The 26,950-nt window shown below is 70.9% G+C and carries 23 protein-coding genes; 14 read left to right on the top strand and 9 right to left on the bottom strand.

All coding sequences use genetic code 11. The features are described from left to right. Positions 1-68: 68 nt before the first annotated feature. Positions 69-1,688, bottom strand: coding sequence for an MFS transporter (locus POF73_RS15025; protein ID WP_272115256.1), 1,620 nt, complete (start codon positions 1,686-1,688; stop codon positions 69-71). Between the two features lie 65 nt (positions 1,689-1,753). Between POF73_RS15025 and POF73_RS15020 the strand changes: the two genes are divergently transcribed. The 3 genes from POF73_RS15020 to POF73_RS15010 all read left to right on the top strand — a co-directional run bounded on the left by POF73_RS15020 (position 1,754) and on the right by POF73_RS15010 (position 4,609). After that, entirely contained in the window at positions 1,754-2,380 is a 627-nt protein-coding gene (locus POF73_RS15020) for a TetR family transcriptional regulator (RefSeq protein ID WP_272115255.1), read from the top strand. Positions 2,381-2,473: 93 nt separating this feature from the next. After that, complete coding sequence (locus tag POF73_RS15015; RefSeq protein ID WP_272115254.1) at positions 2,474-3,691, top strand: alpha/beta hydrolase; 1,218 nt, start codon at positions 2,474-2,476, stop codon at positions 3,689-3,691. Between the two features lie 57 nt (positions 3,692-3,748). Then, positions 3,749-4,609, top strand: a complete 861-nt coding sequence (locus tag POF73_RS15010) for a DUF4429 domain-containing protein (protein WP_272115397.1) — start codon at positions 3,749-3,751, stop codon at positions 4,607-4,609. 31 nt (positions 4,610-4,640) lie between these two features. Here POF73_RS15010 and POF73_RS15005 read toward each other — a convergent pair whose 3' ends face one another. Together POF73_RS15005 and POF73_RS15000 are read right to left on the bottom strand one after the other, a co-directional pair. Beyond that, a complete protein-coding gene (locus POF73_RS15005; RefSeq protein ID WP_272115253.1) occupies positions 4,641-5,654 on the bottom strand; it encodes an aldo/keto reductase in 1,014 nt (337 codons plus the stop codon). After that, positions 5,651-6,178, bottom strand: a complete 528-nt coding sequence (locus POF73_RS15000; protein WP_272115252.1) for a MerR family transcriptional regulator — start codon at positions 6,176-6,178, stop codon at positions 5,651-5,653. The genes POF73_RS15005 and POF73_RS15000 overlap by 4 nt, the downstream gene beginning before the upstream one ends. A gap of 97 nt (positions 6,179-6,275) precedes the next feature. On the opposite strand from POF73_RS15000, the gene POF73_RS14995 reads away from it, so the two are divergent. Next, entirely contained in the window at positions 6,276-6,779 is a 504-nt protein-coding gene (locus POF73_RS14995; protein ID WP_272115395.1) for a GNAT family N-acetyltransferase, read from the top strand. 19 nt (positions 6,780-6,798) lie between these two features. Further along, entirely contained in the window at positions 6,799-7,638 is an 840-nt protein-coding gene (locus POF73_RS14990) for a serine hydrolase domain-containing protein (protein ID WP_272115251.1), read from the top strand. Here the strand turns inward: POF73_RS14990 and POF73_RS14985 are convergent. Both POF73_RS14985 and POF73_RS14980 read right to left on the bottom strand, forming a co-directional pair. Next, positions 7,610-9,874: an MMPL family transporter gene (locus POF73_RS14985; RefSeq protein ID WP_272115250.1), complete on the bottom strand. Its 2,265-nt coding sequence runs from the start codon at positions 9,872-9,874 to the stop codon at positions 7,610-7,612. The genes POF73_RS14990 and POF73_RS14985 overlap by 29 nt on opposite strands. Before the next feature lie 110 nt (positions 9,875-9,984). Then, positions 9,985-10,638 (bottom strand): pirin family protein, encoded by a 654-nt coding sequence (locus tag POF73_RS14980; RefSeq protein WP_272115393.1) that lies wholly within the window; start codon positions 10,636-10,638, stop codon positions 9,985-9,987. A 107-nt stretch (positions 10,639-10,745) separates the two neighbouring features. Here POF73_RS14980 and fasR point away from each other — a divergent pair, with 107 nt between their 5' ends. The 5 genes from fasR to fabF all read left to right on the top strand — a co-directional run bounded on the left by fasR (position 10,746) and on the right by fabF (position 15,725). Beyond that, positions 10,746-11,951 carry a fatty acid biosynthesis transcriptional regulator FasR gene (gene fasR / locus POF73_RS14975; protein WP_272115249.1) on the top strand — a complete coding sequence of 402 codons (1,206 nt, stop codon included), beginning with the start codon at positions 10,746-10,748 and terminating at the stop codon, positions 11,949-11,951. An 89-nt stretch (positions 11,952-12,040) separates the two neighbouring features. Continuing rightward, the gene (locus tag POF73_RS14970) at positions 12,041-12,970 is read left to right on the top strand and encodes an ACP S-malonyltransferase (RefSeq protein ID WP_272115391.1); all 930 of its coding nucleotides are present in this window, start codon (positions 12,041-12,043) and stop codon (positions 12,968-12,970) included. Between the two features lie 15 nt (positions 12,971-12,985). Then, positions 12,986-14,017, top strand: a complete 1,032-nt coding sequence (locus POF73_RS14965; RefSeq protein ID WP_272115248.1) for a ketoacyl-ACP synthase III — start codon at positions 12,986-12,988, stop codon at positions 14,015-14,017. A 102-nt stretch (positions 14,018-14,119) separates the two neighbouring features. Next, a complete protein-coding gene (locus POF73_RS14960; protein WP_004001566.1) occupies positions 14,120-14,368 on the top strand; it encodes an acyl carrier protein in 249 nt (82 codons plus the stop codon). A gap of 85 nt (positions 14,369-14,453) precedes the next feature. Then, a complete protein-coding gene (gene fabF, locus POF73_RS14955) occupies positions 14,454-15,725 on the top strand; it encodes a beta-ketoacyl-ACP synthase II (protein ID WP_272115247.1) in 1,272 nt (423 codons plus the stop codon). Positions 15,726-15,815: 90 nt separating this feature from the next. Here the strand turns inward: fabF and POF73_RS14950 are convergent, their stop codons facing one another. Next, entirely contained in the window at positions 15,816-16,310 is a 495-nt protein-coding gene (locus tag POF73_RS14950) for a DUF3145 domain-containing protein (RefSeq protein ID WP_272115246.1), read from the bottom strand. A 256-nt stretch (positions 16,311-16,566) separates the two neighbouring features. Here POF73_RS14950 and POF73_RS14945 point away from each other — a divergent pair, with 256 nt between their 5' ends. Then, the gene (locus tag POF73_RS14945; protein WP_272115245.1) at positions 16,567-17,457 is read left to right on the top strand and encodes an SGNH/GDSL hydrolase family protein; all 891 of its coding nucleotides are present in this window, start codon (positions 16,567-16,569) and stop codon (positions 17,455-17,457) included. 10 nt (positions 17,458-17,467) lie between these two features. Further along, complete coding sequence (locus POF73_RS14940) at positions 17,468-18,445, top strand: aldose epimerase family protein (protein ID WP_272115244.1); 978 nt, start codon at positions 17,468-17,470, stop codon at positions 18,443-18,445. Positions 18,446-18,553: 108 nt separating this feature from the next. On the opposite strand, the gene POF73_RS14935 is transcribed toward POF73_RS14940, so the two are convergent. Then, positions 18,554-20,992: a beta-glucosidase family protein gene (locus POF73_RS14935; RefSeq protein ID WP_272115243.1), complete on the bottom strand. Its 2,439-nt coding sequence runs from the start codon at positions 20,990-20,992 to the stop codon at positions 18,554-18,556. A gap of 215 nt (positions 20,993-21,207) precedes the next feature. Between POF73_RS14935 and POF73_RS14930 the strand changes: the two genes are divergently transcribed. Then, positions 21,208-22,467, top strand: a complete 1,260-nt coding sequence (locus tag POF73_RS14930; RefSeq protein WP_272115242.1) for a pyroglutamyl-peptidase I family protein — start codon at positions 21,208-21,210, stop codon at positions 22,465-22,467. On the opposite strand, the gene POF73_RS14925 is transcribed toward POF73_RS14930, so the two are convergent. Then, positions 22,457-23,257: an EI24 domain-containing protein gene (locus POF73_RS14925; RefSeq protein ID WP_272115241.1), complete on the bottom strand. Its 801-nt coding sequence runs from the start codon at positions 23,255-23,257 to the stop codon at positions 22,457-22,459. The two genes, POF73_RS14930 and POF73_RS14925, sit on opposite strands and share 11 nt — an antisense overlap. Positions 23,258-23,334: 77 nt before the next feature. Further along, complete coding sequence (locus POF73_RS14920) at positions 23,335-24,213, bottom strand: hypothetical protein (protein WP_272115240.1); 879 nt, start codon at positions 24,211-24,213, stop codon at positions 23,335-23,337. 183 nt (positions 24,214-24,396) lie between these two features. On the opposite strand from POF73_RS14920, the gene POF73_RS14915 reads away from it, so the two are divergent. Then, entirely contained in the window at positions 24,397-26,943 is a 2,547-nt protein-coding gene (locus tag POF73_RS14915) for a M14 family zinc carboxypeptidase (RefSeq protein WP_272115239.1), read from the top strand. Positions 26,944-26,950 lie beyond the last annotated feature (7 nt).

Genomic DNA, 26,950 nt, shown 5'->3' with positions numbered 1-26,950 from the left:
CCTGATAGGGGAACCCGGCCGGAAACCCGGCCCGAGGCCCCTCCCACGGCCGTCCAGAACCCCGCGCGTCAGATGTGCGCGGCGCCCGCGCCCGCCTCCGCGTTCTCGCCCCGCTTCGTCAGGAACGCGACCGCGACGGCCACAACCGACACCCCCGCGGCGACGAGAGACGCGAGGCCCATGCCCGAGATGAACGTGTCGTGCGCAACGTCCGTGATCTTCGCGGCGATCTGCTCCGGGGTGCCCGGAGGCACCGGTGCCACACCCACCTGGACCGCCTCGGAGGCCTGGGTCTCCTGGGCCGCCGTCAGCGGCGGAAGCCCCGCATCCGTCCAGTTGCCCGCGAGGTCGCTGTCGACCTTGGAGGCCATGACGGCGCCCAGCACAGCCGTACCGAGACTGCCGCCGATCTGCATCGCGGCCTGCTGAAGACCACCGGCCACACCGGACAGCTCCATGGGCGCGTTACCGACGATGACCTCCGTGGCACCGACCATGACCGGTGCGAGGCCGAGGCCGAGCAGGGCGAACCAGAGCGACATGATGCCGCTGCCGGTGTCCGTCTCAAGCGTGGACATGCCGTACATGGCGATCGCGGTGGCCGCCATACCGCCCGCCAGCGGGACGCGCGGGCCCAGCTTGGTGATCATCGCACCCGCGAGCGGGGAACCGACGATCATCATGCCGGTGAGGGGCAGGAGGTGCAGGCCTGCATCGATCGGGCTCATGCCGTGCACGTTCTGCAGGTAGAACGTCACGAAGAACAGGCCGCCCATGAACGCGATGGCCATCAGAACCATCAGGACGACGCCCGCGGAGAGCGGGACCGAACGGAACAGCGCAAGCGGGATCAGCGGCTCCCGCACCTTCGTCTCCCAGAAGGCGAAGAGCGCGAAGCCGAGCACCGACCCGGCCATGAACAGCCACGTCATGCCGTCGCCCCAGCCCCACGCCGGGGCCTTGATCAGGGCCCAGACCAGGCAGAACATCGCGGCCGAAAGAAGGGCGATACCCAGGACGTCGAAGGAACGCGGGGCGTTCTCGGCGCGGTGGTCGAGCAGAATCATGACGCCGAGGACGACAGCGATGACGCCGACCGGCACGTTGATGAAGAACACCGACTGCCAGTTGACGTGCTCGACGAGGACACCGCCGAGGATCGGGCCGCCGGCTGTGGACGCGCCGACGACCATCCCCCAGATACCGATGGCCATGTTGAGCTTCTCGGCCGGGAAGGTCGCCCGCAGCAGACCGAGCGCGGCCGGCATCAGCAGCGCTCCGAACAGGCCCTGGAAGACCCGGAAGGTGACGACCAGCGCGATGCTGTCGGACAGGCCGATGGCACCGGAGGCGGCGGCGAAACCGACCACGCCGATCAGGAAGGTCTGGCGGTGCCCGAAACGGTCGCCGAGCTTGCCGGCGGTGATCAGGGACACCGCAAGGGCGAGGAAATAGCCGTTGGTGATCCACTGGACCTCGGCGAAGGTGGCGCCGAGGTCTTTCTGTATGGCCGGGTTGGCGATGGCCACGATGGTGCCGTCGAGGGCCACCATCATGACCCCCACTGCGACGGTGATGAGGGTGAACCAAGGGTGGCCGCGCAGCCCCTTGGCCGGCATCCCGCCAGATGGCACTGCCGGCTTCGTTCCCCCCGACCCCGTCGTTTCGATGGCGGTCTGACTATTCATGCGTGATACGTTAGTGGCAGTCTCTGACAATTGACAAACCACTTCACAAGTCGGTAGCTGACACTATGGAAACACTGCGCGAACGCAAGAAGCAGCGCACCCGGGAAGCGCTGCTGCGCACCGCACTGGAGCTCTTCACCACCCAGGGCTACGACCGCACGACGGTGGACGACATCGCCGACGCGGTCGACGTCTCCCAGCGCACCTTCTTCCGCTACTTCGCCGGCAAGGAGGAGGCCGCCCTCGCGCTCCAGGAGATGACGGTCACGCACTTCCTGCGTGCAGTGCGAGAGCGCCCCCCGCACGAGGCCCCCATGGAGGCACTGCGGCAGGCCGTACTGGAGTCCTGGGGCACGCTCAACGACGTGATCGAGGCCGTCGTACCGGTCGAGTTGTGGCTGCGCATGTACCAGGTGATCGAGTCGACACCGGCCCTGCTGGCCGCATATCTGCGACGCTCGACGGAGATCGAGGAGACGCTCGCGCAGACCCTCGCCGAGCGCGAGGGCGTGGACATCGACACCGATCCGCGGCCGCGGCTGGCGGTGGCCGTCTTCGGCGGCGTGATGCGGCTGACGGAGCGTCAGTGGAGCACGGGTGAGGACTTCAGCCTGGACGCCATGCGGGCACTGACCGTCTCACATCTCGAACAGGTGGGCTCCGCACTCAGCGAGAGCTGGCGAACACACTGAGGTCACCGGCACGTTCACACCACCTTGATCGAAACGTGATACCCGTCACTTGGTTAACGCGAGACCCTCTCGTTCTCCTAGTGTGTCCTCCCAGTGACTTCCTTCGACACGTCCCCGCAACTGAACGTCTGGCGCGCCCTGCTCGCACTGGCCGTGGTGTTCGTGATGCTGGCGACCACCGGCTGGACCGCTCTGCGCAACCACCGGAGCGCCGCACCACTGCAGGCCTCGCTCAGCTCCTGGGAGCACGGCAGCATCGCCGGACACCGGCTGCCGGCCGCCGACTCCTCCCCCACCCGGCTCGCCCGCTTCTTCGCCTCGCTCACCGACGAGCAGCGCGGCAGCCTCGTGCACCGCTATCCGCTCGCGGTCGGCAACATGAACGGCGCCCCGGTCGAGCTGCGCTACCGCGCCAACCGCGTGGCGCTCGGCGAGGCGCGCGAGGTCGAGCGCAAACGCATGCACGACGAGCGGCTCACGCTCGACGGGCAGCGTGAGGCGGGCCGCCGTATGCATCGCTTCGAGGCGATGATGCGGGCGGACCGGCACATCCTCGCCTTCGACCCGGAGGGCTCGGGGCGCGCCGCGGAGGTGTTCGGCGATCTGGCGAAGGCCGAGCGGATCTCGGTCGTCGTCCCCGGTGTCGACACCGACCTGCTCACCTTCCAGCGCACCAATCGCAGGTACTCCGCGCCGGTCGGCATGGCCCAGTCCCTGTACGAGGCCGAGCGCACGGTGAGCCCTTCGACGCGTACGGCCGTGATCGCCTGGGCCGACTACACCACGCCGAACGGCCTGGGCATCGACTCGGCGACGGCGATGCGGGCGGAGTCCGGCGCGGTACGTCTGAACGCGCTGGTGCGGGCGCTGCCCGGGGGTTCGCCGATCTCGCTGTTCTGCCACAGCTACGGCTCGGTGCTGTGCGGTGTGGCCGCGCGCACGCTGCCCGGGCGGGTGGCCGACATAGCGGTGGCGGGCAGCCCCGGCATGCGGGTCGCGAAGGCCTCGCAGCTGCGTACGTCCGCGCATGTGTGGGCGATGCGGGACGCCGACGACTGGGTGCAGGACGTGCCGTACATGGAGGTCGGCGGGCTGGGACACGGGGAGGACCCGGTGTCTTCGGTGTTCGGTGCGCGGGTGATCTCCGCGCGGGAGGCGAAGGGGCACGGCGGCTATTTCGAGCCGGGTACGGACAGCGTGCTGAACTTCGCCGAGATCGGAGTGGGCGCGTACGGGTCGGTGCGGTGTGCCGACGATGCCGAGGCCTGTCGGGCGGGTTTGTCCGACACGGCGTCGGCCGGACGCGCGTAGAGGCGCAGGAACTGCGGTCTGCGCGGGGTGGCGACGGAGGAGCGCGTGCCGCATACGATGAGCCGCATGGGTGACGTACTGGCCGGATTTCATGCCGCCTGGGAGTTCGAGTCCGACTCCGTGCTCATCCGTTACGAACGAGGGATTCGAACACCCAAGCTCTTCCAGGCGCTTGGAGAACGACGCGTTCCTCTTGAGGCGATCGCCGGGGTGTCGCTGACACCGGGCAAGCGCGGGACGGTGGCGCTGCGCATGGAGCTGCGTCCCGGTGCCGACCCGTTGATGGAGGCGGCGGCCGGGCAGTTGAAGGAATCAGGGGATCCGTACCGGCTGGTGCTGCCGGCCGAGCGGGAGACGCTGGCCGAGTACTACCACGACGAGTTGCGGGCGCAGTTGAAGGAGTCCGGGGCGGCGGAGGAGTTCCTCCTGGCCGCGCCCGAGGTGCCGTTGCAGTTCAAGGCGTATGACGGCAAGGCGTCATTCGACGGGAACATCGTCCGGTTTCGATGGTTTTGGACCGGTGCGTCCTCGGCGAAGTGGAAGGCCGGGGACCAGAGTTTCCCGGTGGCCGAGCTGAGTGGGGTCGAGTGGCGGTCGCCCGAGGTCTTCGAGGGGCACCTACGACTGCTGCGGCGGGACTCCGCGGACGGTCAGCCGGCGCAGGCCGATCAGGACCCGGCCGCCGTGGTGTTCGGGCTCGGGTACGGACCGGTGCACGAGTCGCTGCCGTTCGCCGCGGCCGTCCTGTCGGCGGTGCGCAGGAGTGGGCCCGTCGCCGCGGTGCCGGCCAGTGCGCCGAGGCGCGACCCGGCCGACATCGCGGACAGGATCCGTCACTTGGGAGAGCTGCACGAGGCCGGGCTCGTGACGGACGAGGAGTTCTCGGTCAAGAAGGCCGAGTTGCTGGCCGAACTGTAGGGGTCGGCGAAACCTCGGTAGGAGGCGTCGCTCACTCCCTGCCGGCCGAGGTGAAGGTCATGTCCGTGTACCTGGTGCCCGCCACCTTCGACGCGATCGGCTCCAGCAGGCCCAACTCCTCCTCGGTCAGGACGATCCGCGTCGCCCCCGTGTTCTCCTCCACCCGGGCCGGCTTGCGCGTGCCCGGGATCGGCACGATCGGCAGCCCGTGCACCGTCGCCCGCTGCTGCACCCATGCCAGCGCGATCTGCCCCGGCGTGGCCCCGTGGGCCTCGGCGACCGTGCGGATCGGGTCCAGGAGGGCGGCGTTGGCCGCCGCGTTCTCACCCGTGAAGCGGGGCTGCTGGCGGCGGAAGTCGTCCGCCGTCAGGTCCTCGGCCTTGGCGAACGAGCCGGTGAGGAAGCCACGGCCCAGCGGGGAGTACGGGACCAGGGTCACGCCCAGTTCCGCGGCGGCCGGGACCACCTTCGCCTCGATGTCCCGGCTGAACAGGGACCACTCGGACTGTACGGCCGCTATGGGGTGTACGGCGTGGGCGGCGCGCAGTTCGGTCGCCGTGACCTCGCTCAGGCCCAGGTGCTTGACCTTGCCCTCGCGGACCAGCTCCGCCATGACGCCGACGGTCTCCTCGATGGGGACGTTCACATCGCGGCGGTGCATGTAATAGAGGTCGATCGCGTCGACGTCCAGGCGCTTGAGGCTCGCCTCGATGCACTGGCGGATGTAGGGCGGGTCGTTGCGGACGATCCGCTTCGTCGGGTCGTCCGGGTGGATCGCCAGCGCGAACTTGGTGGCGATCACCACCTCGTCGCGGTGCGCCTTGAAGAACGGAGAGAGGAACCGCTCGTTCTCGCCCGCGCCGTACGCGTCCGCCGTGTCGTACAGCGTGACGCCCAGTTCCAGCGCCCGCTCCAGGGTCGCCCTGGACTCGTCCGCGTCCGAGGGGCCGTACGCGAAGCTCATGCCCATGCAGCCGAGGCCCTGGACACCGACCTCGGGGCCGTGTGCGCCGAGTCGTGCCGTTGCGATGCTGCTGTCGGTCATCCAGCCTTCTCCGTCTTCTGCTGCTCGTACTGCTTCTGCTGCTCGAATTGCTTCTGCTGCTCGAACGTCTTGTCCTGCTCGTACAGACGGCCCGCGTCCGCGTAGAAGCTGATCTTCCGGTCGAGCACGGCCAGCGTGTCCTGGAGTTCGGCGATCCGCGCGAGGACGTCGCGGCGGGTGGACTCCAGGAGTTCGAAACGCTCGCCGAAGGTGTGGTCGCCCTCGCGTACCAGCTCGGCGTACCGGACCATGTCGGCGACCGGCATGCCGGTCAGCCGCAGCTTGCCGACGAGGTCGAGCCAGTCCAGGTCGCGGTTGCTGTACCGGCGCTGGCCCGTGTGCGAGCGGCCGATGTGCGGCATCAGGCCGATCCGCTCGTACCAGCGCAGCGTGTGGGCCGTCAGACCGGTGAAGGCGACGACCTCGCTGATGGTGTAGCTGTCCTGGCCTTCCGGCCGTCGGTGCGGGTGGGGTGGGGCGGCACAGCTGTCGGTCCTGGTACTCGTGGTCTCCATCACCGTCATGCGCTCCACGCTATGGCCTTGGAGTGCGCTCCAAGCAAGCGGAAACGGTAAGAAAACCACGGGACATGACGTGATCGACGTGGTTGGCGTGCCGGACATTAGTCTCGTACGCCGTGCCACGACCGGGTACGCGGAGGAAGTGCTGCGTCTGCGCCAGGTGATGATCGACACGCTGCCCGGTGGGGACAGTTCCACCCACTGGCACGCGGACTCGTTGCCGGCGCTGCGGCTGAAGTCGGCGGACGCGGACGTGGACTTCGCCGCGTTCGTCGTCGACCACCCGGACCGGCCGGGGGCGCTGGCGGCGCTGGTGGTCGGGACGGTCGACCACCGGATCGGGAAGGCGGGCAATCCGGGCGGACCGGCCGGGTACGTCTTCAGCGTCGCCACCGACCCGGGGGCGCGGCGATGGGGGTCCCCCGCGCGAGGTTGTTCGAGCGTGGGGGAGGGTACGCGCGCGTGCATGGACGAGCTGCTGGCGTGGTTCCGCGACCAGGGCGTCGGGCAGGTCATGCTCACCGCGTCCGCGGAGGCAGAGCCGCTCTACGCCTCCCTCGGCTTCGTCCACAAGCCGGACCCCACGATGATTCTGAAGCTCTGAGCGGCTTAGGCTCACAGTCATGTCCTTGCAGAGCCTCGCACTGATCGAGAACTGGCCGGTTCCCACCGCCGCCGCGGGTGTCGTACGGGCCGACGGCACGGTCCTCGGCACCCACGGCCCCGTCGGGCACCGCTTCCCGCTCGCCTCCGTCACCAAGCCGCTGGCCGCCTACGCGGTGCTGGTCGCCTACGAGGAGGGCGCGGTCGAGCTCGACGAACCGGCCGGGCCGGCGGGGGCGACCGTACGGCATCTGCTCGCGCACACCTCGGGGCTGGCCTTCGACGAGCACCGGGTGACGGCCCCGCCCGGGGAGCGGCGGCTGTACTCCAACGCCGGGTTCGAGCAGCTCGGGGACCACATCGCGAAGGCGACGGACATCCCGTTCGCGGAGTATCTGCGGCAGGCGGTGCTGGAGCCGCTGGGCATGACGGCCACCTCGCTGGAGGGCTCCCCGGCAAAGGACGGCGTGTCGAGCGTCGAGGATCTGCTGCGGTTCGCGGCGGAGGTGCAGGCGCCGCGGCTGCTGGACCCGCGCACGGTCGCCGAGGCGATGACCGTGCAGTACCCGGGCACGAAGGGCGTGCTGCCGGGCTACGGGCACCAGAACCCGAACGACTGGGGGCTCGGCTTCGAGATCCGGGGCGGCAAGTCCCCGCACTGGACGGGCTCGTCGTCCTCGCCGCGCACCTTCGGGCATTTCGGTCAGTCGGGTACGTTCCTGTGGATCGACCCGTCCGCAGGGTGGGCGGGTGGGAGTAGCAGCGGGGCGGCCTGCGTCGCGCTCACCGATCGCGCCTTCGGGCCGTGGGCGGTCGAGGCGTGGCCGGTGTTCACGGACGCGGTGCTCGCCCAGCTGTAGCCGGCTCCGTCGCCAGTTCCTCGCCCTCCCCCTCGGTGTCGATGTGCGGCAGGATCCGGTCCAGCCACCGGGGCGTCCACCAGGCGTGCTTGCCCAGCAGCGTCATCACGGCGGGCACCATGAGCAGGCGTACGACGGTGGCGTCGATGAGCACACTGACGGCGAGGCCCAGGCCCAGCATCTTGACCACGATGTTGTCGCTGATGATGAAGGCCGCGAACACACTCACCATGATCAGGGCGGCGCAGGTGATCACGCGCGCGGTGATCTCCAGGGCATGGGCGACCGAGTCCTTCGCGTCCCCGGTGCGCAGCCACGCCTCGTGCACCCGGGACAGCAGGAAGATCTCGTAGTCCATGCTCAGCCCGAAGATGATGGCGAACATCATCATCGGCACATAGCTCTCGATGGGCACCTTGCCGTTGACGCCCAGCGCGGGCCCGCCCCAGCCCCACTGGAAGACGGCGACGACGACGCCGTACGAGGCCGCGATCGACAGGACGTTGAGGACGGCCGCCTTGACCGCGACGAGCAGGCCGCGGAAGACCGCGAGGACGATCAGGAAGGCGAGGCCGACCACCACGGCGATGATCAGTGGCAGTCGCTGCGCGACGATGTTGCGGAAGTCGACCTGGGCGGCCGTGGTCCCGGTGACATAGCCCTTGGCGTCGGTGCCGGAGGCCGCGTCGGGGAGGGTGTCGTCGTAGAGCCGGTTCGTCAGGTCGGTGGTGTCCTTGTTCTGCGGGGACACCGACGAGTAGACCGTGCCGATCAGGACGTCGCCGTCCTGCGTCGGCGTCAGCGGGCTGACGAAGGAGGTCCCGGACTCGTCGTTCAGGGCCTGCTGGGTCTTCGAGGCCAGGTCCGAGCGCTGCGAGTCCGGTACGGAGGTCTGGTCGACGACGATGGTGAGCGGCCCGTTGGCGCCCGCGCCGAACGCGTCCGTCATCAGGTCGAAGGCCCGCCGGTCGGTGAAGGACGTGGGGTCGGCGCCGTCGCCGATGTGACCGAGCTGGATCGAGAAGACCGGGATGGCCAGCACCGCGACGGTGACGAGCCCGGTGGACAGGTACCGCCACGGATGGTGCTCCACGCGCTTGGCGTAGCGGTGCCAGGTGCCCTGGGAGGTGTCGCCCTCGGCGTCGGTCTCGGCGATCGGCTTGCGCACATGCCAGCGGTCGATGTTGCGGCCGACCAGCCCCAGCATGGCCGGGACCAGGGTCAGCGCGCCCAGGACGGCCGAGACGACCGTGACGGCCGCGGCGACACCGAGTTTGCCGATGAAGCTCACGCCGGACACCCACAGGCCCATCAGGGCGACGATCACCGTGGTGCCGGAGACCAGGACCGCGCGTCCGCTGGTGGCGGCGGCGTGGCCGGCGGCGCGCACCGGGTCCGCGCCGTCGATGAGGCCCTGCCGGTGCCGGGTGATCAGGAAGAGGGCGTAGTCGATGCCGACACCGAGGCCGATCATCGTGGCCAGGGTGGGTGACACCGTGGCGAAGGTGAACGCGATGGCGAGCAGCCCGAGGCAGGCCAGCCCGCCGACCACCCCGATCAGTGCCGTGACCAGGGGCAGTCCGGCGGCGATCACACTGCCGAAGCCGATCAGCAGGACGACGATGGCGACGGCGAACCCGATCGCCTCGCTGATCCGGTCGTTGCCGGCGGGCCGCTCCAGCTCGCCGAGCGATCCGCCGTACTCGACGTCGACGCCGGCCTGGCGGAGCGGCTCCACGGCGTTGTCGACGCCGCCCAGGTAGCTGTCGCCGAGGAGGGAGGGCTGCTCGTCGAAGCGGACGGTGATGTAGCCGGTCTTCCCGTCCGAGGACAGCGGCCCGACCTTCGAGGAGGTGGCCTCCAGCGGGTTCTGCACACTCAGCACGTGCGGCAGCTTCTGGAGGTCGGCGACGGCGGTCGACATCTGCGAGCCGACCGAGGTCAGGGACTGGTCCGCGTCGTGCATCACGATCTGGCTGCTGTAGCCGCCGGCCTGCGGATCGTGCGCCTTGAGGACGTCCAGGCCCTTCTCGGACTGCACGTCGGACAGCGCGAAGTTGTCCGAGTACTCCCCGCCGTGGATGTGGTTGAGGGCCTGCAGCGCGCCCAGGGCCACCAGCCAGGCGACGATCACGATCACGAAGTGGTGGGCGCACCACTCACCGAGCCGTCGCAGTCCCCCCTTCGGGGCGTCGCCCCGTCCCCCTGGGGTCTCGGTGGTCTTGCCTCTGGCCATGGCCTCGGCTCTTCTCTGCGCCGGGCGAGTCCGACACGTCCATTGGACGCCTCACGGACCACTCCGGCATCTTGAGCCCCACGCCCACCCCCACGCCCACGCGACAGGCGCTAGCCGGCCATCTCCCAGACCAGCAGCTCCGCCGCGCTCAGCCCGACCGCCTCCACGTCCTTGGCGTCCGTGATGCGCGCCGCGTCCCCGGTGCCCAGTTCCTCGCCGTCCAGGCACACCTCACCGCGCACGACATGGACGTACAGATGCGCCCCGTCCGGCACCGCCGTCCGCTCCCCCGCCGCGAGCCGCCGTACATGCAGCATCGCGCCCGCCTCCGGGACGGCGTACGGCGTGGAGTCGGCGATGCCGTGGACGATCTCGTACGCCGGGTCGCCGCCGGGTGTCAGCGGGGCCAGCCAGGTCTGGACGAAGGTCAGGGGCGTGTCGGCGTCGTTGCGTTCCACGTGGCGTACGCCGCCCGCGGAGCTGAGCCGCTGCACGTCGCCGGGGCCGACCCGGGTCTCGTGGCCTGTGGAGTCGCGGTGGGTCAGCTCGCCCTCGACCACCCACGTCACGATCTCGGTGTGGCTGTGCGGGTGCTCGTCGAAACCGGCGCCGGGCGCGAGCCGCTCCTCGTTGCAGGCGATCATCGCGCCGAACCGGAGGTTGTCGGGGTCGTAGTGCGGGCCGAAGGAGAAGGCGTGGCGTGACTCGATGCCCGAGTCCGGTTCCCCTCCCGGATAGCGCTCCGCGGCGCGCCGTACGTCCATCACGAGCACCACCGTAGCCCCACCGGGGAGCTCACCAGAGCCGCACAGAAGCCTCACCTACGACCCTCTGGCACGCGCTCCCGTCCCGATAAGGCAGTCTTGTCCCCGTGCCCGAACCCGAAGCCCGTGAATCCGAAGCCCCCGCGCACGACATCCATGCCCACGCCGCGACCCTGAAGCGGCTGGAGAAGTCATCCGGTTCGCTCGCCGCGCAGGCCATCGCGCGGATGGACGAGACGCTGCCGTGGTACCGGGCCATGCCACCGGAGAACCGCTCCTGGATCGGTCTCGTCGCCCAGGCCGGTATCGCGGCCTTCACCGAGTGGTTCCGGCACCCGGACGCCCCCCAGGCCATCTCCACCGACGTCTTCGGGACCGCGCCGCGCGAGCTGACCCGCGCCATCACGCTGCGGCAGACCGTCGAGATGGTGCGCACGACCATCGAGGTCATGGAGTCGGCCATCGACGAGGTGGCGGCGCCCGGCGACGAGAGCGTGCTGCGCGAGGCGCTGCTCGTCTACGCCCGGGAGATCGCCTTCGCCACCGCCCAGGTCTACGCCCAGGCCGCCGAGGCACGGGGTGCCTGGGACGCCCGGCTTGAGTCGCTCGTGGTCAACGCCGTGCTGAGCGGCGAGGCCGACGAGGGGGCCGTGTCGCGGGCCGCCGCGCTCGGGTGGAACTCGCCGGAGCATGTGTGCGTGGTGCTCGGGACCGCGCCCGACGGGGACAGCGAGCTGACCGTCGAGGCCATCCGGCGCGCCGCCCGGCACGCCAAGCTCCAGGTGCTGACGGGGGTGCTCGGGGACCGGCTGGTGGTGATCGCGGGCGGCAGCGACAACCCGATCGCCGTCGCCAAGTCGCTGATCGGGCCGTATGCCGCGGGTCCCGTGGTCGCGGGCCCCGTCGTACCGGATCTGCTGGCCGCCACCCGGTCCGCGCAGGCCGCGGCCGCCGGACTGAAGGCGTGTTCGGCCTGGCAGGACGCCCCGCGTCCGGTGCTGGCGGACGATCTGCTTCCGGAACGCGCCATCGCCGGTGATCCCAGCGCACGTGAGCAGCTGGTGGAGGAGATCTACAGACCGCTGGAGGAGGCCGGGTCGGCTCTGCTGGAGACGCTCTCGGTCTATCTCGAACAGGCGAGCAGCCTGGAGGGCGCGGCACGGATGCTGTTCGTGCATCCCAACACCGTGCGCTACCGGCTCCGACGTGTGACAGACGTCACCGGCTGGTCGCCGTCCGATGTACGCTCCGCGTTCACTTTGCGCATCGCGCTGATCCTGGGGCGTCTGGTCGACGGCGATCTCCAGCTCTAGGCTTTTGTCGGGGGCCCACAAAACCCCCTCGTGTTCTTCGTCCTTGTCCCCACGGGCGGCTGCGGCCGTCTCCAAGAGAGAGTGTGAGAGTGCTCGTACTCGTCGCTCCCGGCCAGGGCGCCCAGACGCCCGGCTTCCTGACTCCTTGGCTCGACCTGCCCGGTATCCGTGGTGCCCTTGAGGCATGGTCGGACGCCGTGCAGCTCGACCTCGTCCGCTACGGCACCGAGGGCGACGCGGACGAGATCCGCGACACCGCGGTGGCCCAGCCGCTGCTGGTGGCGGCCGGTCTGGCCTCCGCGTACACGCTCTTCGACGACCCGGCCGAGCTGCCCCGGAAGATCGGCGCGATCGCCGGCCACAGCGTCGGTGAGCTGACCGCCGCCGCGCTCGCCGGAGTCCTCCCGGACGAGGAGACCCTCCGGCTGGTGCGCGCCCGTGGCCTGGCGATGGCCGAGGCCGCCGCGATCACCGAGACCGGCATGTCGGCGCTGCTCGGCGGCGACCCCGAGGTGAGCGTCGCGCACCTGGAGAAGCTGGGCCTGACCCCGGCGAACGTCAACGGTGCCGGCCAGATCGTGGCCGCGGGCACCATGGAGCAGCTCGCCGCGCTGAACGAGGACAAGCCCGAGGGCGTCCGCAAGGTCGTCCCGCTGAAGGTCGCGGGCGCCTTCCACACGCACCACATGGGCCCCGCCGTCGACAAGCTCGCCGAGGCCGCCGAGGGACTCTCCCCCGCCGACCCGAAGCTCACCTACGTCTCCAACAAGGACGGCCAGGCGGTCGCCACCGGTGCCGAGGTGCTCCAGCGCCTCATCGGGCAGGTCGCCAACCCGGTCCGCTGGGACCGGTGCATGGAGACCTTCAAGGAGCTCGGCGTCACGGCCCTGATCGAGGTGTGCCCGGGCGGCACACTGACCGGTCTGGCCAAGCGCGCACTGCCGGGTGTGCAGACCCTGGCGCTGAAGACCCCCGACGACCTGGACGCTGCTCGCGAGCTCATCGCAGAGCACGCCTGACAAGGAGCCCGGAGCATGGCGAAGCTGAAGCCCAGCAAGGGCGCCCCGTTTGCGCGCATCCTCGGTGTCGGCGGTTACCGTCCGACCCGGGTCGTGCCCAACGAGGTGATCCTGGAGAAGATCGACTCGTCCGACGAGTGGATCCGCTCGCGCTCCGGCATCGAGACCCGTCACTGGGCCTCCGACGAGGAGACCGTCGCCGCGATGTCGATCGAGGCGTCCGGCAAGGCGATCGCCGACGCCGGGATCTCCGCCGAGCAGATCGGCGGCGTGATCGTCTCGACCGTCTCGCACTTCAAGCAGACCCCCGCCGTCGCCACCGAGATCGCCGACAAGCTCGGCACCAACAAGGCCGCCGCCTTCGACATCTCGGCCGGCTGCGCGGGCTTCGGCTACGGTCTGACGCTCGCCAAGGGCATGATCGTCGAGGGTTCCGCCGAGTACGTCCTCGTCATCGGCGTGGAGCGACTGAGCGACCTCACCGACCTGGAGGACCGGGCCACGGCCTTCCTGTTCGGCGACGGCGCCGGCGCGGTCGTGGTCGGCCCCTCCCAGGAACCGCACATCGGCCCGACCGTGTGGGGCTCCGAGGGCGACAAGTCCGAGACGATCAAGCAGACCGTGCCGTGGAACGAGTACCGCATCGGCGATGTCTCCCAGCTCCCGCTCGACAGCGAGGGCAATGTCAAGTTCCCTGCGATCACGCAGGAGGGCCAGGCGGTGTTCCGCTGGGCCGTGTTCGAGATGGCGAAGGTCGCCCAGCAGGCGCTGGACGCGGCCGGGATCAGCCCGGACGACCTGGACGTCTTCATCCCGCACCAGGCCAACGAGCGGATCATCGACTCGATGGTGAAGACACTCAAGCTGCCGGAGCACGTCACGGTCGCCCGTGACGTGCGCACCACCGGCAACACCTCGGCCGCCTCGATCCCGCTCGCGATGGAGCGGCTTCTGGCGACCGGTGAGGCGAAGAGCGGCGACACCGCGCTAGTCATCGGATTCGGGGCGGGTCTCGTATACGCCGCCACGGTCGTTACTCTCCCCTAGGCACTCCGTGCCGGATCATGTGAGCCGGCACGGGAAAACGCACCACCTGCCGCTGCCGCGGCGGGCGCCACACCCTCTGAGATATCTACGAAGGAGCGCCAAATGGCCGCCACTCAGGAAGAGATCGTCGCCGGTCTCGCCGACATCGTGAACGAGATCGCCGGCATCCCGGTTGAGGACGTCCAGCTGGACAAGTCCTTCACCGACGACCTGGACGTCGACTCGCTGTCCATGGTCGAGGTCGTCGTCGCCGCCGAAGAGCGCTTCGACGTCAAGATCCCGGACGAGGACGTCAAGAACCTCAAGACGGTCGGCGACGCGACCGACTACATCCTCAAGCACCAGGGCTGATCCACCGATCAGGCCCCAGGGCTGACTGCCCCGCCACCCGGCGGTGGCGCCGCTGAATCCCCATTCCGTTGGAGAAAGAATTCCCGTGAGCCCGACCAATCGCACCGTGGTCGTCACCGGTATCGGCGCAACCACACCGCTGGGTGGCGACGCAGCCTCTACCTGGGAGGGCCTGATCGCCGGCAAGTCCGGCGTCAAGCCCCTGGAGCAGGAGTGGGCCGCCGAGCAGGCGGTCCGTATCGCCGCGCCGGTCGCCGTCGAGCCGACCGAGGTCATCCCGCGGCCGCAGGCCCGCCGACTGGACCGCTCGGCGCAGTTCGCGCTGATCGCCGCCCAGGAGGCCTGGAAGGACGCCGGGTTCGAGGCGAAGGCCGGCGAGGACACCAGCGTCGACCCGGACCGCCTCGGTGCGGTCATCGCCTCCGGCATCGGTGGCGTGACCACGCTGCTCGACCAGTACGACGTGCTGAAGGAGAAGGGCGTCCGCCGCGTCTCCCCGCACACCGTCCCGATGCTGATGCCGAACAGCCCCTCGGCGAACGTGGGTCTGGCCGTGGGCGCCCGTGCGGGCGTGCACACGCCGGTGTCCGCGTGCGCCTCGGGTGCCGAGGCCATCGGCTACGCCATCGAGATGATCCGTACCGGCCGTGCCGACATCGTGGTCGCCGGTGGCACGGAGGCGGCGATCCATCCGCTGCCGATCGCCGCGTTCGGCAACATGATGGCGATGTCCAAGAACAACGAGAACCCGCAGGGCGCGTCGCGTCCCTACGACGTCGCCCGGGACGGCTTCGTCCTCGGCGAGGGCGCGGGTGTCGTCGTCCTGGAGTCCGCCGAGCACGCCGCCAGGCGCGGTGCGCGGGTGTACGCCGAGGCGGTCGGGCAGGGCATCTCCGCCGACGCCCACGACATCGTGCAGCCGGAGCCGGAGGGGCGGGGCATCTCGCAGGCCCTGCAGAACCTGCTGGACCGCAACGACCTGGACCCGGCGGAGATCGTGCACGTCAACGCGCACGCCACGTCCACGCCGGCCGGTGACATCGCGGAACTCAAGGCGCTGCGCAAGGTGTTCGGCGACGACGCCGACCACATGGCCGTGTCGGCGACGAAGTCGATGACCGGGCATCTGCTGGGCGGTGCCGGTGGCGTGGAGACCGTGGCGACGGTGCTCGCGCTGTACCACCGGGTGGCTCCGCCGACCATCAACGTCGAGAACCTCGACCCGGAGGCCGAGGCGAACGCCGACGTCGTCCGCGGTGAGGCGCGCAAGCTGCCCGTCGAGGGCCGTATCGCCGCGCTGAACGACTCGTTCGGCTTCGGCGGGCACAACGTGGTGCTGGCGTTCCGGTCGGTCTGAACAGCATCCATACGTGTGTGAAGGGCCCCCACCTTTCGAGGTGGGGGCCCTTCACATGTCCGGTCGCATGCCCGATCGCCTGTCCCGGCGTCACACCACCTGGTGCAGCCAGCGCACCGGCGCGCCCTCGCCCGCGTATCTGAACGACTCCAACTCGTCGTCCCACGGCTTGCCCAGGAGCTTGGCGATCTCCGCCTCCAGGTCCGTCTCGCCCTGCTGGGAGCGGGCCAGGGCTGCGCGCAGCCGGTCCTCGGGGATCAGGATGTCGCCGTGGATTCCCGTCACCGCGTGGAAGATTCCCAGGTCGGGAGTGCAGCTGTAGCGCTCGCCCTCGGCGGTGGGGCAGGGCTCGGCCGTCACCTCGAAGCGCAGCAGGTGCCAGCCGCGCAGGGCGGAGGCCAGCTTGGAGGCGGTGCCCACCTCGCCCTGCCAGGAGAACTCCGAGCGCCACGTGCCGGGGGCGGCGGGCTGCCGGATCCAGTCGAGGTTGACGCGCGTGCCGAGCACGCCGGCCACGGCCCACTCGACGTGCGGGCACAGCGCGCGCGGCGCGGAGTGCACGTACAGAACCCCACGTGTCGTCACCGGTACCTCCGGGCAGAGCGGACATCTTGCGAACTGGCGGACGATCGTGGCCGGGCAGCCACGTTGATGGCGAGGCTACCGTGCGGCGGCGCAAGGAGTGTGACGTACCGTCCGTCCTGGTGCCGCCAAACGCCCGCCATTCACCCGGCAGGACGCTTGTACGGGTGTGAGCCGTTGCATGAGCGGGGTGGGAACCCTTGTGCGTTGTTATTGGTTGGAAACCATGACGGGGTCGAGCGAGGGGATGGACCAGGGCATGCGCAAGCGACGGGACCTTTCGCGCACTGTCCTGGCCGCGGTGACCGCGGCCGTCCTCGGTGTCGCCGGCTGTGATGCCGTCGGCGGTGACTCCGCGGGCCCGTCCGGCACGGAGGCGCAGAGCGCCCGGCCGTCGCCGAGGCCGACGCCCACCTGGGACCGCAGCCCCGCCTCGATCGCGGCGGTGGGCGACTCCGTGACGACCGGGTTCGACGCCTGTGCGGTCCTGTCGGACTGCCCCGAGGTGTCGTGGGCGACCGGCAGCCGGGCCGAGGTCGACAGTCTGGCCGTACGTCTGCTGGGGAAGGCGAAGGCGGCCGAGCGGAGTTGGAACTACGCGGTGACCGGGGCCCGGATGGCGGACGTGCCCGGGCAGCTGGCCCAGGCGGCGCTGCGCAGGCCGGAGCTGGTGACGGTGATGGCGGGGGCGAACGACGCCTGCCGGGACACCACCGCCGCGATGACCTCGGTGGCCGATTTCCGGACGCAGTTCGAGGACGCGATGAGTACGCTGCGGGACGCGCTGCCGAAGGCCCAGGTGTATGTCGCGAGCGTGCCGAACCTGAAGCGGCTGTGGGAGCAGGGCCGTACCAGTGCGATGGGCAAGCAGGTGTGGAAGCTCGGCATCTGCCCGTCGATGCTGAGCGACCCCGACGCGCTCACCGCGGCGGCCAACGAGCGGCGTACGACGGTGCAGCAGCGGGTCGAGGCGTACAACAAGGTGCTGGAGCAGGTGTGTGCGAAGGACCGGCACTGCCGGTTCGACGACGGGGCGGTGTACGACTTCCGGTTCGGCGCCCAGCAGCTCAGCCAGTGGGACTGGTTCCACCCGAGTGTGAACGGTCAGGCGCGGCTGGCCGAGATCGCCTACCGGACGGTCACGAACTAGGGTTTCGCTCATGAGCGAACACTTCGGCACACTTTCCGACGGCACGGAGGTCCACCGCTGGACCCTGGAGCGCGCGGGCGTACGGGTACGGGTGCTGTCGTACGGCGGGATCGTGCAGTCGTTGGAGGTGCCGGACCGGGAGGGGCGCGCGACGGACGTGGTGCTGGGGTTCGCCGGCCTGGACGGCTATCTGTCCCACCCGGGGCCCTATCTGGGCGCCCTCATCGGTCGGTACGCCAACCGGATCGCGGGCGGCCGCTTCCCGCTGGACGACCTGACGTACTCGCTCGAACCCAACAACGCGCCCAACTCCCTGCACGGCGGTGTGCGCGGCTTCGACAAGCGGGTGTGGGAGGTGACGCCGGTCGAGCACGGGATACGGCTCGGCCGGGTCAGTCCGCACGGCGAGGAGGGGTTCCCTGGGCGCCTTGAGGTCTCGGCGACGTACACCCTGGCCTCCGACGGCTCGCTGCGGATCGCGTACGAGGCGGTGACGGACGCGCCGACCGTGGTGAACCTGACCAACCACAGCTACTTCAACCTCGGCGGAGCGCGGTCGGGCAACGCGGGCGGCCATGAACTGCGGCTGGCCGCCTCCCGGTTCACGCCGGTCGACACGGACCTCATTCCGACCGGTTCCCCGGACGAGGTCGAGGGCACCCGCTTCGACTTCCGGCAGGCGCGGAAGGTCGGCGCCGGGTACGACCACAACTTCGTGCTGGACAAGGGGGTGACGGGGAGTCCGGAGCAGGTCGCCGAGCTGTACGACCCGTCGAGCGGGCGGGCGCTGACGATCGCGACCACGGAGCCCGGCCTCCAGCTCTACACCGCGGACCATCTGAGCGAGCCCTTCGCCCCCGGTGACGGCATCGCGCTGGAGACCCAGCACTTCCCCGACTCCCCGAACCGGCCGGACTTCCCGAGCACGGTGCTGCGGCCGGGCGAGGTGTTCCGCTCGGAGACGGTGTACGGCTTCGCTGTTCGCTAGCGGGCGGGGCCGTCGGCGGGCCGGGCCCCGTCGGCCGGCGGCGGGCCCAAGCCCCGGTCCGGGCGTCAGGACCCGGACCGGGACTGTTCCTGGGGTACTTCTCCCGGATCAGACGTTAATCGTCACCGCCACCCGACGGTCGGCGATCGAGCGCCCCACCTGAATCTCGTACGAACCCTTCACAAAGATCCATGAACCGGTCTCCTCGTCCCACGTCTCGAAGGCGCGGCGCGGAAGTTCGACGACCGTCTCGACGCTCTCCCCCGGCCCCGCCTCCACACCGGCGAACCCGGCCAGCCAGCGCGCCGGGCGGTCGGTGTCCGGCTCGCCCGGCGCCAGATAGACCTGCACGACCTCGCGCCCCGCACGCGCACCGGAGTTGCGCAGCCGGACCGTCACCGTCGTGCCCCGGACCTCGGCGGACTCGTACGTCCACTCGGTGTAGCCGAGGCCGTGCCCGAAGGGGTACGACGGGATCCGGCCCGCCCGCTCCCACGCGCGGTAGCCGATGAAGGCGCCCTCGGTGTAAGGGAGTTGACCGTCCGTGGGGACGACCTCGGTGACCGGGGCGTCGGTCAGGGAGCCCCAGGTGGTGGGCAGACGCCCGCCGGGCTCGTGTGTGCCGGTGAGGACGTCGGCCAGGGCCGCGCCGCCCTCCTGTCCCGGGAACCAGCTGAGCAGCACGGCGGCGACGTCCTCGCGCCACGGAAGTTCGACGGGGGAGCCGGAGTTGACGACCACGACGGTGTTGGGGTTGGCGGCGGTGACGGCGCGGACCAGGTCGTCCTGGCGGCCGGGGAGTGTCAGGTCGGTGCGGTCGAAGCCCTCGGACTCGACGCGCTCGGTGGTGGCGACCACGACGACGGCCGTATCGGCGTTCCGGGCGGCCTCGACGGCCTCGGCGATCAGTTCGTCGGGGTCGCGCCGCGGCTCCTGGTGGGAGAGCGTGAAGCTCACGACCTTCATCGGGATGTTCTCGGGGAACTCGACGACGTGGGTGAGGGAGACCTCGACGGGTCGGCCGGCGGTGAGTTCGGGGTGGGCGTGGGGGACGGGGGCACCGAAGAAGGTGGCGAAGGGGTCGTCCTTGGCGGGGCGCTGGACGTCGTCGTAGTACGTCGTGCCGTCGACGGTGAGCCTGAAGGCGCCGATGCCCTTGATGCCGAAGGTGTGCGGGCCGGTGTCGCGCGGGGTGAAGGTGCCGGTCAGCTCGACGGTGTGCAGCGCGTCGTGGGTGACGCCGTCGGGGAGGTCGGGTCCCATCCACTGGATGTGCCCGTTGGGGGCGGCGCCGCTGCCGAGGATGTTTCCCTCCCGGTCCCGGCACACGGCGCGCAGTTCGAAGCCCTTGTCGGCGATACCGAGTTCGGTGTTGGGGTCGGCGCCAACGGCGTAGGTGAGGGTGCCGTCGGGGAGGGCGGCGGTGAGGCCGTCGAGCGGGGAGACGACGGAGGCGGGGAAGACGGTGGCGGAGCCGCCGCCGAGGACGCGGGCGTCGCGGGCGGCGGCGCCGATGAGCGCGACCGTGCCGTCGGGCCGTAGCGGGAGGGCGGCGTTGTGGTTGCGGACCAGGACGAAGGAGCGGCGGGCGATCTCGCGGGCCAGGTCCGAGCCGTCGACGGTCTCGGGGTACTCGGTGACGGCGGGCTCGGCGCCCTCCAGGATGCCTACGCGGGCGGCGAGCCGCAGCACGTTGCGCACGGCGTCGTCGACCTTGGCCTCGGCCACCTTGCCGTCCCGTACGGCCTGGGCGAGGGCGTCACCGTAGACGGTCTGCGGCCCCGGCATCGCGACGTCCAGGCCGCCCTCGATGGCGGCGACGGTGTTGCGGGCGGCCATCCAGTCGGAGACGTTGTAGCCGTCGAAGCCCCATTCGCCGCGCAGGACTTCGTTCACCAAGTGGTGGTGCTCGGTCATCGTCGTGCCGTTGACCGTGTTGTAGGCGGTCATGACGCCCCAGGGGTGGGCGTTCTCGACGATGATCTCGAAGGGCGCCAGGTAGAGCTCGCGCAGGGCGCGTTCGCAGACGACGTTGTCGACGGTGAAGCGCTCGGTCTCGGCGTCGTTGGCGACGAAGTGCTTGACGGTGGTGCCGACGCCGCCGGACTGCACGCCGGCGACATACCCGGCGCCGATCGTCCCCGTCAGGAACGGGTCCTCGCTGTACGCCTCGAAGTGCCGCCCGCCGAGCGGGGAGCGGTGGAGGTTGACGGTCGGGGCGAGGAGCACATGGACGCCCTTGCGGCGGGCCTCCTGGGCGAGGAGGGCGCCGGCGCGGCGGGCGAGTGCGGGGTCCCAGGCGGCGGCGAGGGCGGTGGGCGAGGGCAGCGCGACGGACGGGTCGTCGGCGGTCCAGTGCACGCCCCGGACGCCGATCGGGCCGTCGGACATGACAAGGGACTTCAGGCCGATCTCGGCAAGTGCGGGCAGCGTCCACGTGTCCTGGCCGGAGAGCAACCGCGCCTTCGCGTCGAGACCGAGCCGGCCGAGAGCCGCCTCGACCACCGCCTCGCGCGCTGCGTCGGCCTGGGTACGGGTTCCCGCCATCGCGGTGCCTCCTCGTCGAGTCACTTACACGTCTCAATTCTTCCTGGGCCGCCGTGCCGGGATCGAAACCGCAACCGCCGCAGGAGCCCGACCCCGACGACGGAACCCGGGCCCGCACCATGGCGTGGACCTCTCCCGTCACGCGATACTTCCGGCGTCCCGCACGACGGATGCTCTGCCTCACCCCCCACCGTGACGGAAGGACCGTAACTCCCTTGAATTCCATACGTATTCGGATCGGCGTCCTCGGCCTGGCCCTGATGGCCGGTCTCTCGGCCCCGACGGCGGGGGCCACTGCCGCCGCCGGGACGGCAGCCGCTCCCACCGTCGAGGAGCAGCGGCTCGACAAGGCGGTCCCCCAGGAGATCCTGCGCCGCTCCGGATTCGACGCCATGACGGCGCAGTTCGCCCGCGAGCTCGGTGCCGCGCACTCCTATGCACAGGCCCGCCGTGTCGTCGTAGGTGAAGGGTCGGCGCTGTGGCGGAGGGCCGTCGAGCGGGCGCAGGGGCGGGGGCCGGCCGGGGGTGATCTGAGCCGGGACGATGATCGGCCGCTGTACTGGGCCCGGTTGTCGATGACGCGGGATGTGCGGGGCTGGGAGCCGGAGTTCGGGCTGAGCGATGGCCGGCGCACCGCGCTGCTGGACGTGCTGGAGCGGACGTCGCGCGGTCGGAGCGACATCCGGTATCCGCAGGGACATGAGGTCAGGCGGATCCTCGTCACCGGCTTCGACCCGTTCACGCTCGACCGGGACATCCGTATCTCCAACCCGTCCGGCGCGACCGCGCTCGCGCTCGACGGGACGGTGATCGAGACGGCGAAGGGGCCGGCGCGGGTGGAGACCGTCGTGTTCCCGGTGCGCTGGCAGGACTTCGCGGACGAGGTGGTGGAGCGGACGCTGCGGCCGTATCTGCGGAAGGTCGATCTGTTCACGACCGTGAGCCAGGGGCGGGTCGGGCGGTTCGACGTCGAGCGGACCAACGGGGCCTGGCGGGGCGGGTTCCCGGACAACGAGAACGTCTCGCGCACCGAGACCGTCCCGGTCGCCGATCCGGCCTCGCAGCCGCAGTGGACGACGACGACCCTGCCGTACGCGAAGATCGTCTCCGCGGACACCGGCCGGTTCCCGGTGTACGACAACACGAGCGTGACCGAGATCCCGGCGGGCGGCACCCAGGCCGTCGAGCGGCCGGACGGGCCGACGGCGGGGTCCACCGCGCGGGCCGGGGGCGGCGGGGACTACCTGTCCAACGAGATCGCCTACCGGGCCACGCTGCTCCGCGACCGGCTGGGCCTGCACGACACCCTGCCGGGCGGGCATGTGCACACACCGGTGCTGCAGTTCGGCGCGGGCAACACGGATCCCGCGACGGGGTCGGTGACCGACCCCGAGTTCGTACGGAACCGGCTGGACATCATCGCCCAGGTCCGGGCGGTTCTGAAGGTGGCGGCCGAGGGCCCGGTCACCAGCTGACGGTCTCTCCGCCGGGTGCGTTCGCCTCCGCGCCCTCCTCCTCGGTCTCCTCGCCCATCAGCTCTCGCGCCATGAGCGTGGCCCCGGCGACCGCACCCGGCATCAGGAACACCGCGACGAACGGCACCAGGAAGGCCGCGGCGAGCGGCGTGCCGAAGCCCCAGACCAGGGTCTTGCGGGAGCGCAGGAGGGTCAGGCGGTCACGGAGTTCCACGCGGCGGCGCTGCAGGGCGACGGCCGTGAGCTCCTCGGCGAGGAAGAAGCCGGTGACGACGACGCCGATCACCGGTACGACCGTCTGGCCGACGACCGGGACGAACCCGAGGGCGAAGAGCAGCACGCCCCAGAGGGCGGCGCGCAGCACGATCCGCAGACTGTCCAGGCCCGAGATCCACAGCTCGCGCCAGAGCGGCAGGCCGGACTCGGGGACGGTGCCGTCGGGCGAGACGTCCCGGTCGACCTTCTCGGAGAGGTTCTCGTAGAAGGGCTGGCCGATCAGCAGGGTGACCGCGGTGAAGGTGACCACGGACAGCAGCAGGCCGAGCGCGAACAGGACGGCGGTGAGGAAGCCGCGGAACAGGCCCTGCCAGGGGCTCGACCAGTCGTCGGCGAACGGCGTCGACCAGGCCACGAAGTCCTGGCCCCACAGCGCGAGCGCGACCAGCGCGGCCGCGTAGAGCACCAGAGTGACCAGGCCCGGGATCAGTCCGAAGCCGTACTGCTTGCCGTGTCGGGCCACCCATCGCTGGCCTTTGAGCAGATACCCGAAACCGGCACCAAGATCGCGCATGAAGGGAACTCTAGTCCGGCCTTGTCACACGGGAGTCACGGTCCCTTCGGGGCCCGGTCACCGCGGCTCCCGCCGGTTCACGGCATCGCCCCTCCCACGGGCGTCACCGCCACCACGACCCCCTGCTCGGCCGCGGGGCTCACCGCCGCCGACACCCGTACCGCCACCGCCCGGGCCACCCGCCCCGCGTGCGACGCCCCGGCGAGCAGCGCGGGCTGGATCCGCTCCAGCCCGGCCACCAGGAACTCCTCGCCCGCGATCAGCACCGGACGGGCCGCCTTCGTGGTCGCCGCCGCTGCCTCCGCGAGGTCGGCCAGCGGCGGCAGGGTCACGCGGACGACGTTCGCGCCGGCGGCGGCCGCGCGCTCGGCCAGGGCCACCTGGAGCGGCATCAGCGGGGCGAGCGCGGCCGTCAACGCGTCGGCGATACGGCGCAGCTCCGGCGACGACTCGCGCAGGACGTCCGCCGCGGACCGCAGCAGCGGCGTCAGGGCGAGCAGCAGGCCCGCGGCGACGCCCGCCGTCGCCGGCAGCAGCGGCGAGGTCGCCTCGACCAGCTCGCCGAGCGCCGCCGCGAACTCCTCCACGGCCGGTTCCACCGCGTCCAGCACCGGCATCAGGCTGTCGCCCAGGGCCGTCAGCAGGGCCTGCGCCGGTTCGCTCACCGGGTGGACGGCCAGGGGTGCCCCGCTGGTGCCGAGGCGGGTGAGGGTCTCGACGATGCGGTAGAACGCCTCCTGGGCCTGGGGCGACTCGCTCGCCTCGGCCAGTTCGGCGGTGGTCTGCCGCAGCACGCGCAGCACCTCGGCGCCCGAACCGTCCCTGGGGTCGAAGGTGTTGATCGCGATGCGGGTGATGTTCCCGGCCGTGTCCAGGAGCTGGCCGGTGATGTCGGTGGTGCTGCGTGCCATGCGGAGTACGTCGTCCCTGCTGGGGAGCGAAGGAATCGTGCCCATGGGGCTCTCCTCACCGTTGAGCCGTTCGTCCTTCCACCGTCGGTGCCGCTCACAGCATGCCCCCTTCGGACGCCCCGGCAGGGCTGTCCGGGGCAACCGTGACGGCAACTCCCTCTTGTTGCCGTTGAGTCGAACAGGTACACCTCGCCGTACCGATCTTTGAACGTTCCGGAGGAGGTACACGTGCGCACCACGAGAACCGTTCCTGCCAGACCCGTTCTCTCCACCGCCCTCGCCCTCGGTACGGCGGGCTCCCTGCTCCTCGCCCCGCAGCCGGCCGTCGCAAAGCCCGGCCCGCCGGTCCACCGCGAGGCCGCGCTCGACCGGCATGCGGCGCTGACACCCGCGAGCGCCGCCAGGCGGGCCCTGGCCGGCGCCGGGGACGCCACCGGCCCGGTCGCCGACGACGGCCGCGGCTACCCCCGGCGCCAGGTCCTCACCCCCGACCCCGAGAACCCGGCCGACAAGTCCATCAAGCTGGGCCTCACCCCGTACCACGCCATCGCGCCGAGGCTGAACGCGCTCCAGGCCCTCGGTGACCGGGTGAGCGTCGAGGTCACGGGCCGCTCGGCGGGCGGCCACCGGCTGTATCTGGTCACCGTGACCGCCCCGGAGACGACCCGCCAGACCCGGGCGCAGGCGCGGATGCGCGAGCTCATCGAGAACGCGCCCGCGCTCGCCGCCAAGTCCCCCGGGCTCAGGAAGACGTACAAGACCCCCGTCTTCCTCAACAACAACATCCACGGCAACGAGTGGGAGGGCACGGACGCCTCCCTCAAGCTCATCGAGAAGCTGGCCACCGCGAACGACGGCCGCACGCGCGACCTTCTCGCCCACAGCCGCCTCTACTTCAACATCACCGCCAACCCGGACGGCCGTATCGCCGGGACCCGGGCGAACGCCAACGGCTTCGACATGAACCGGGACTTCGTCACCGCCTCGCAGCCCGAGGTGCGGGCGATGCGGCAGATCATGGTCGACAAGCAGCCGGCCGTCATGCTCGACCTGCACGGCTACGTCAACGGCACCCTGATCGAGCCCACCACTCCCCCGCACGGCGAGAACTACGAGTACGACCTGTTCCTGAAGAACACCTACGCCAACGCGCTCGGCATGGAGTCCGCCGTCAACGGCCTCGGCTACACGCCCGCCAAGGACGGTGTCGAACCGGCCCAGATCCCGTTCCGCGACCAGGAGGAGGGCTGGGACGACTGGCCGCCGGTCTTCACCCCGCAGTACGCGGCCTTCCACGGCACGGTCGCCGCGCACACGGTGGAGATCCCGCTGGCGGTGAACAACGAGGAGTACGACACCCTGCCGGTCACCGAACTGCGCCGCCGGTCCGCGATCAACGTCGACGTCGCCGGGGCCGCCCTGCGCGCCACCCTCGACTTCGTGCGGTCCAGGCGCACCGCACTGCTCGCAGACCAGATCGAGGTCTTCCGGCGAGGAGCCGCCGGCGCAGCGCAGGTCCCGGTCTCCGAGCAGACGGTTCCGGGCGTCCCCGGCATCGGCCCCGAGGACGTCTACACGACCACCTTCCCCCGCGCCTACGTCCTGCCGGCCCCGGGCACCGCCACGGCCCGGCTCGTCGACCACCTCCTGGCCAACGACGTGCGGGTCACCCGCGCCGCGCACCCCTTCCGCCTCGCGGGAACGACGTACCCCCGGGGCTCGTACGTCGTCGACATGCACCAGCCCAAGCGCGGCCTCGCGAACGCGCTCCTCGCGGACGGGCGGGACATCAGCGGCAAGGTCTCGGTGATGTACGACATCTCGGGCTGGAGCCTCGGCCGCCTGTGGGGCGCGTCCGTGGGCACCCTGCCGGGTCTGCCGTACGGCGTCCTGCTCCCCGTGCGTGCGGCGGCACCCGTCTCCTATGTCGCCCCGCGCGGCGACCTGCGGCTGCGCCTGGACGACCCCGCCGAGGTGGCCGCCCTCAACTCCCTGCTGCGCAAGGGCGTCAAGGCGCGCGGCGCCGCGGACGGCAGCGCGATCGTGCCGGGCTCGGCGCGCGGGCAGGCGGCGGAAGCGGCCCGCACGTACGGCGTCGCCTTCCGCACCACGAAGCTCACCGGCACCACCCCGCTCCACCGCACCCGCGTCGCGGCCGCCGTCACGCCGGGCGAGCTGTTCGCGCTGCGGGAGATGAACTTCGAGGTCACTCCGGTCTCGACGGACGTGCTGAACGCCGGTTTCGACTGGTCGTCGGTGGACGTCCTGTTCGCGTCGACCGACCTCGACAACGCCGACCTGACCCGCGAGGCCCGCACCGCCCTCGACGCCTTCCTCGCCGGCCACGGCCTGGTCGGCCGTGGAGTCACCGGCGCCGCGCTGGGCTCGGCGACCGGTCTGCTGGCCGCGAAGCCGGTCGAGGGCAACGGGGACGCCAACGGCGTGGTGCGCGTGCGGAATTCGGCCGGCGCGCTGATGTCCGGTGCCCCGGACCACGGCTTCGTGTACGCGCCGGTGTGGTTCACGGACCTCGGCCCGAAGGTCCGGGTGGAGCAGTCGTACGCGACCGGGAACCCGCTGGTCTCCGGGCACTGGCGCGCCGCGCAGGACGGCTCCGGCGGACCGGCGGACGCGGCCGGCCGGGCATCGGTGATCAGCGGCCCGCGGGCGGTTCTGTTCGGCACCGAGCCCCTCTTCAGGGATCACCCCAAGGGAGAATTCGCCCAGGTCGGAAGGGCGTTGTTCAGCGTGGCGCGCGCCACCGGCACCAGATAGAGGAGAG

It is taken from the genome of Streptomyces sp. HD, assembly GCF_028369295.1.
Classification (GTDB): domain Bacteria; phylum Actinomycetota; class Actinomycetes; order Streptomycetales; family Streptomycetaceae; genus Streptomyces.
This window is presented reverse-complemented; position numbering and strand designations above follow the sequence as displayed.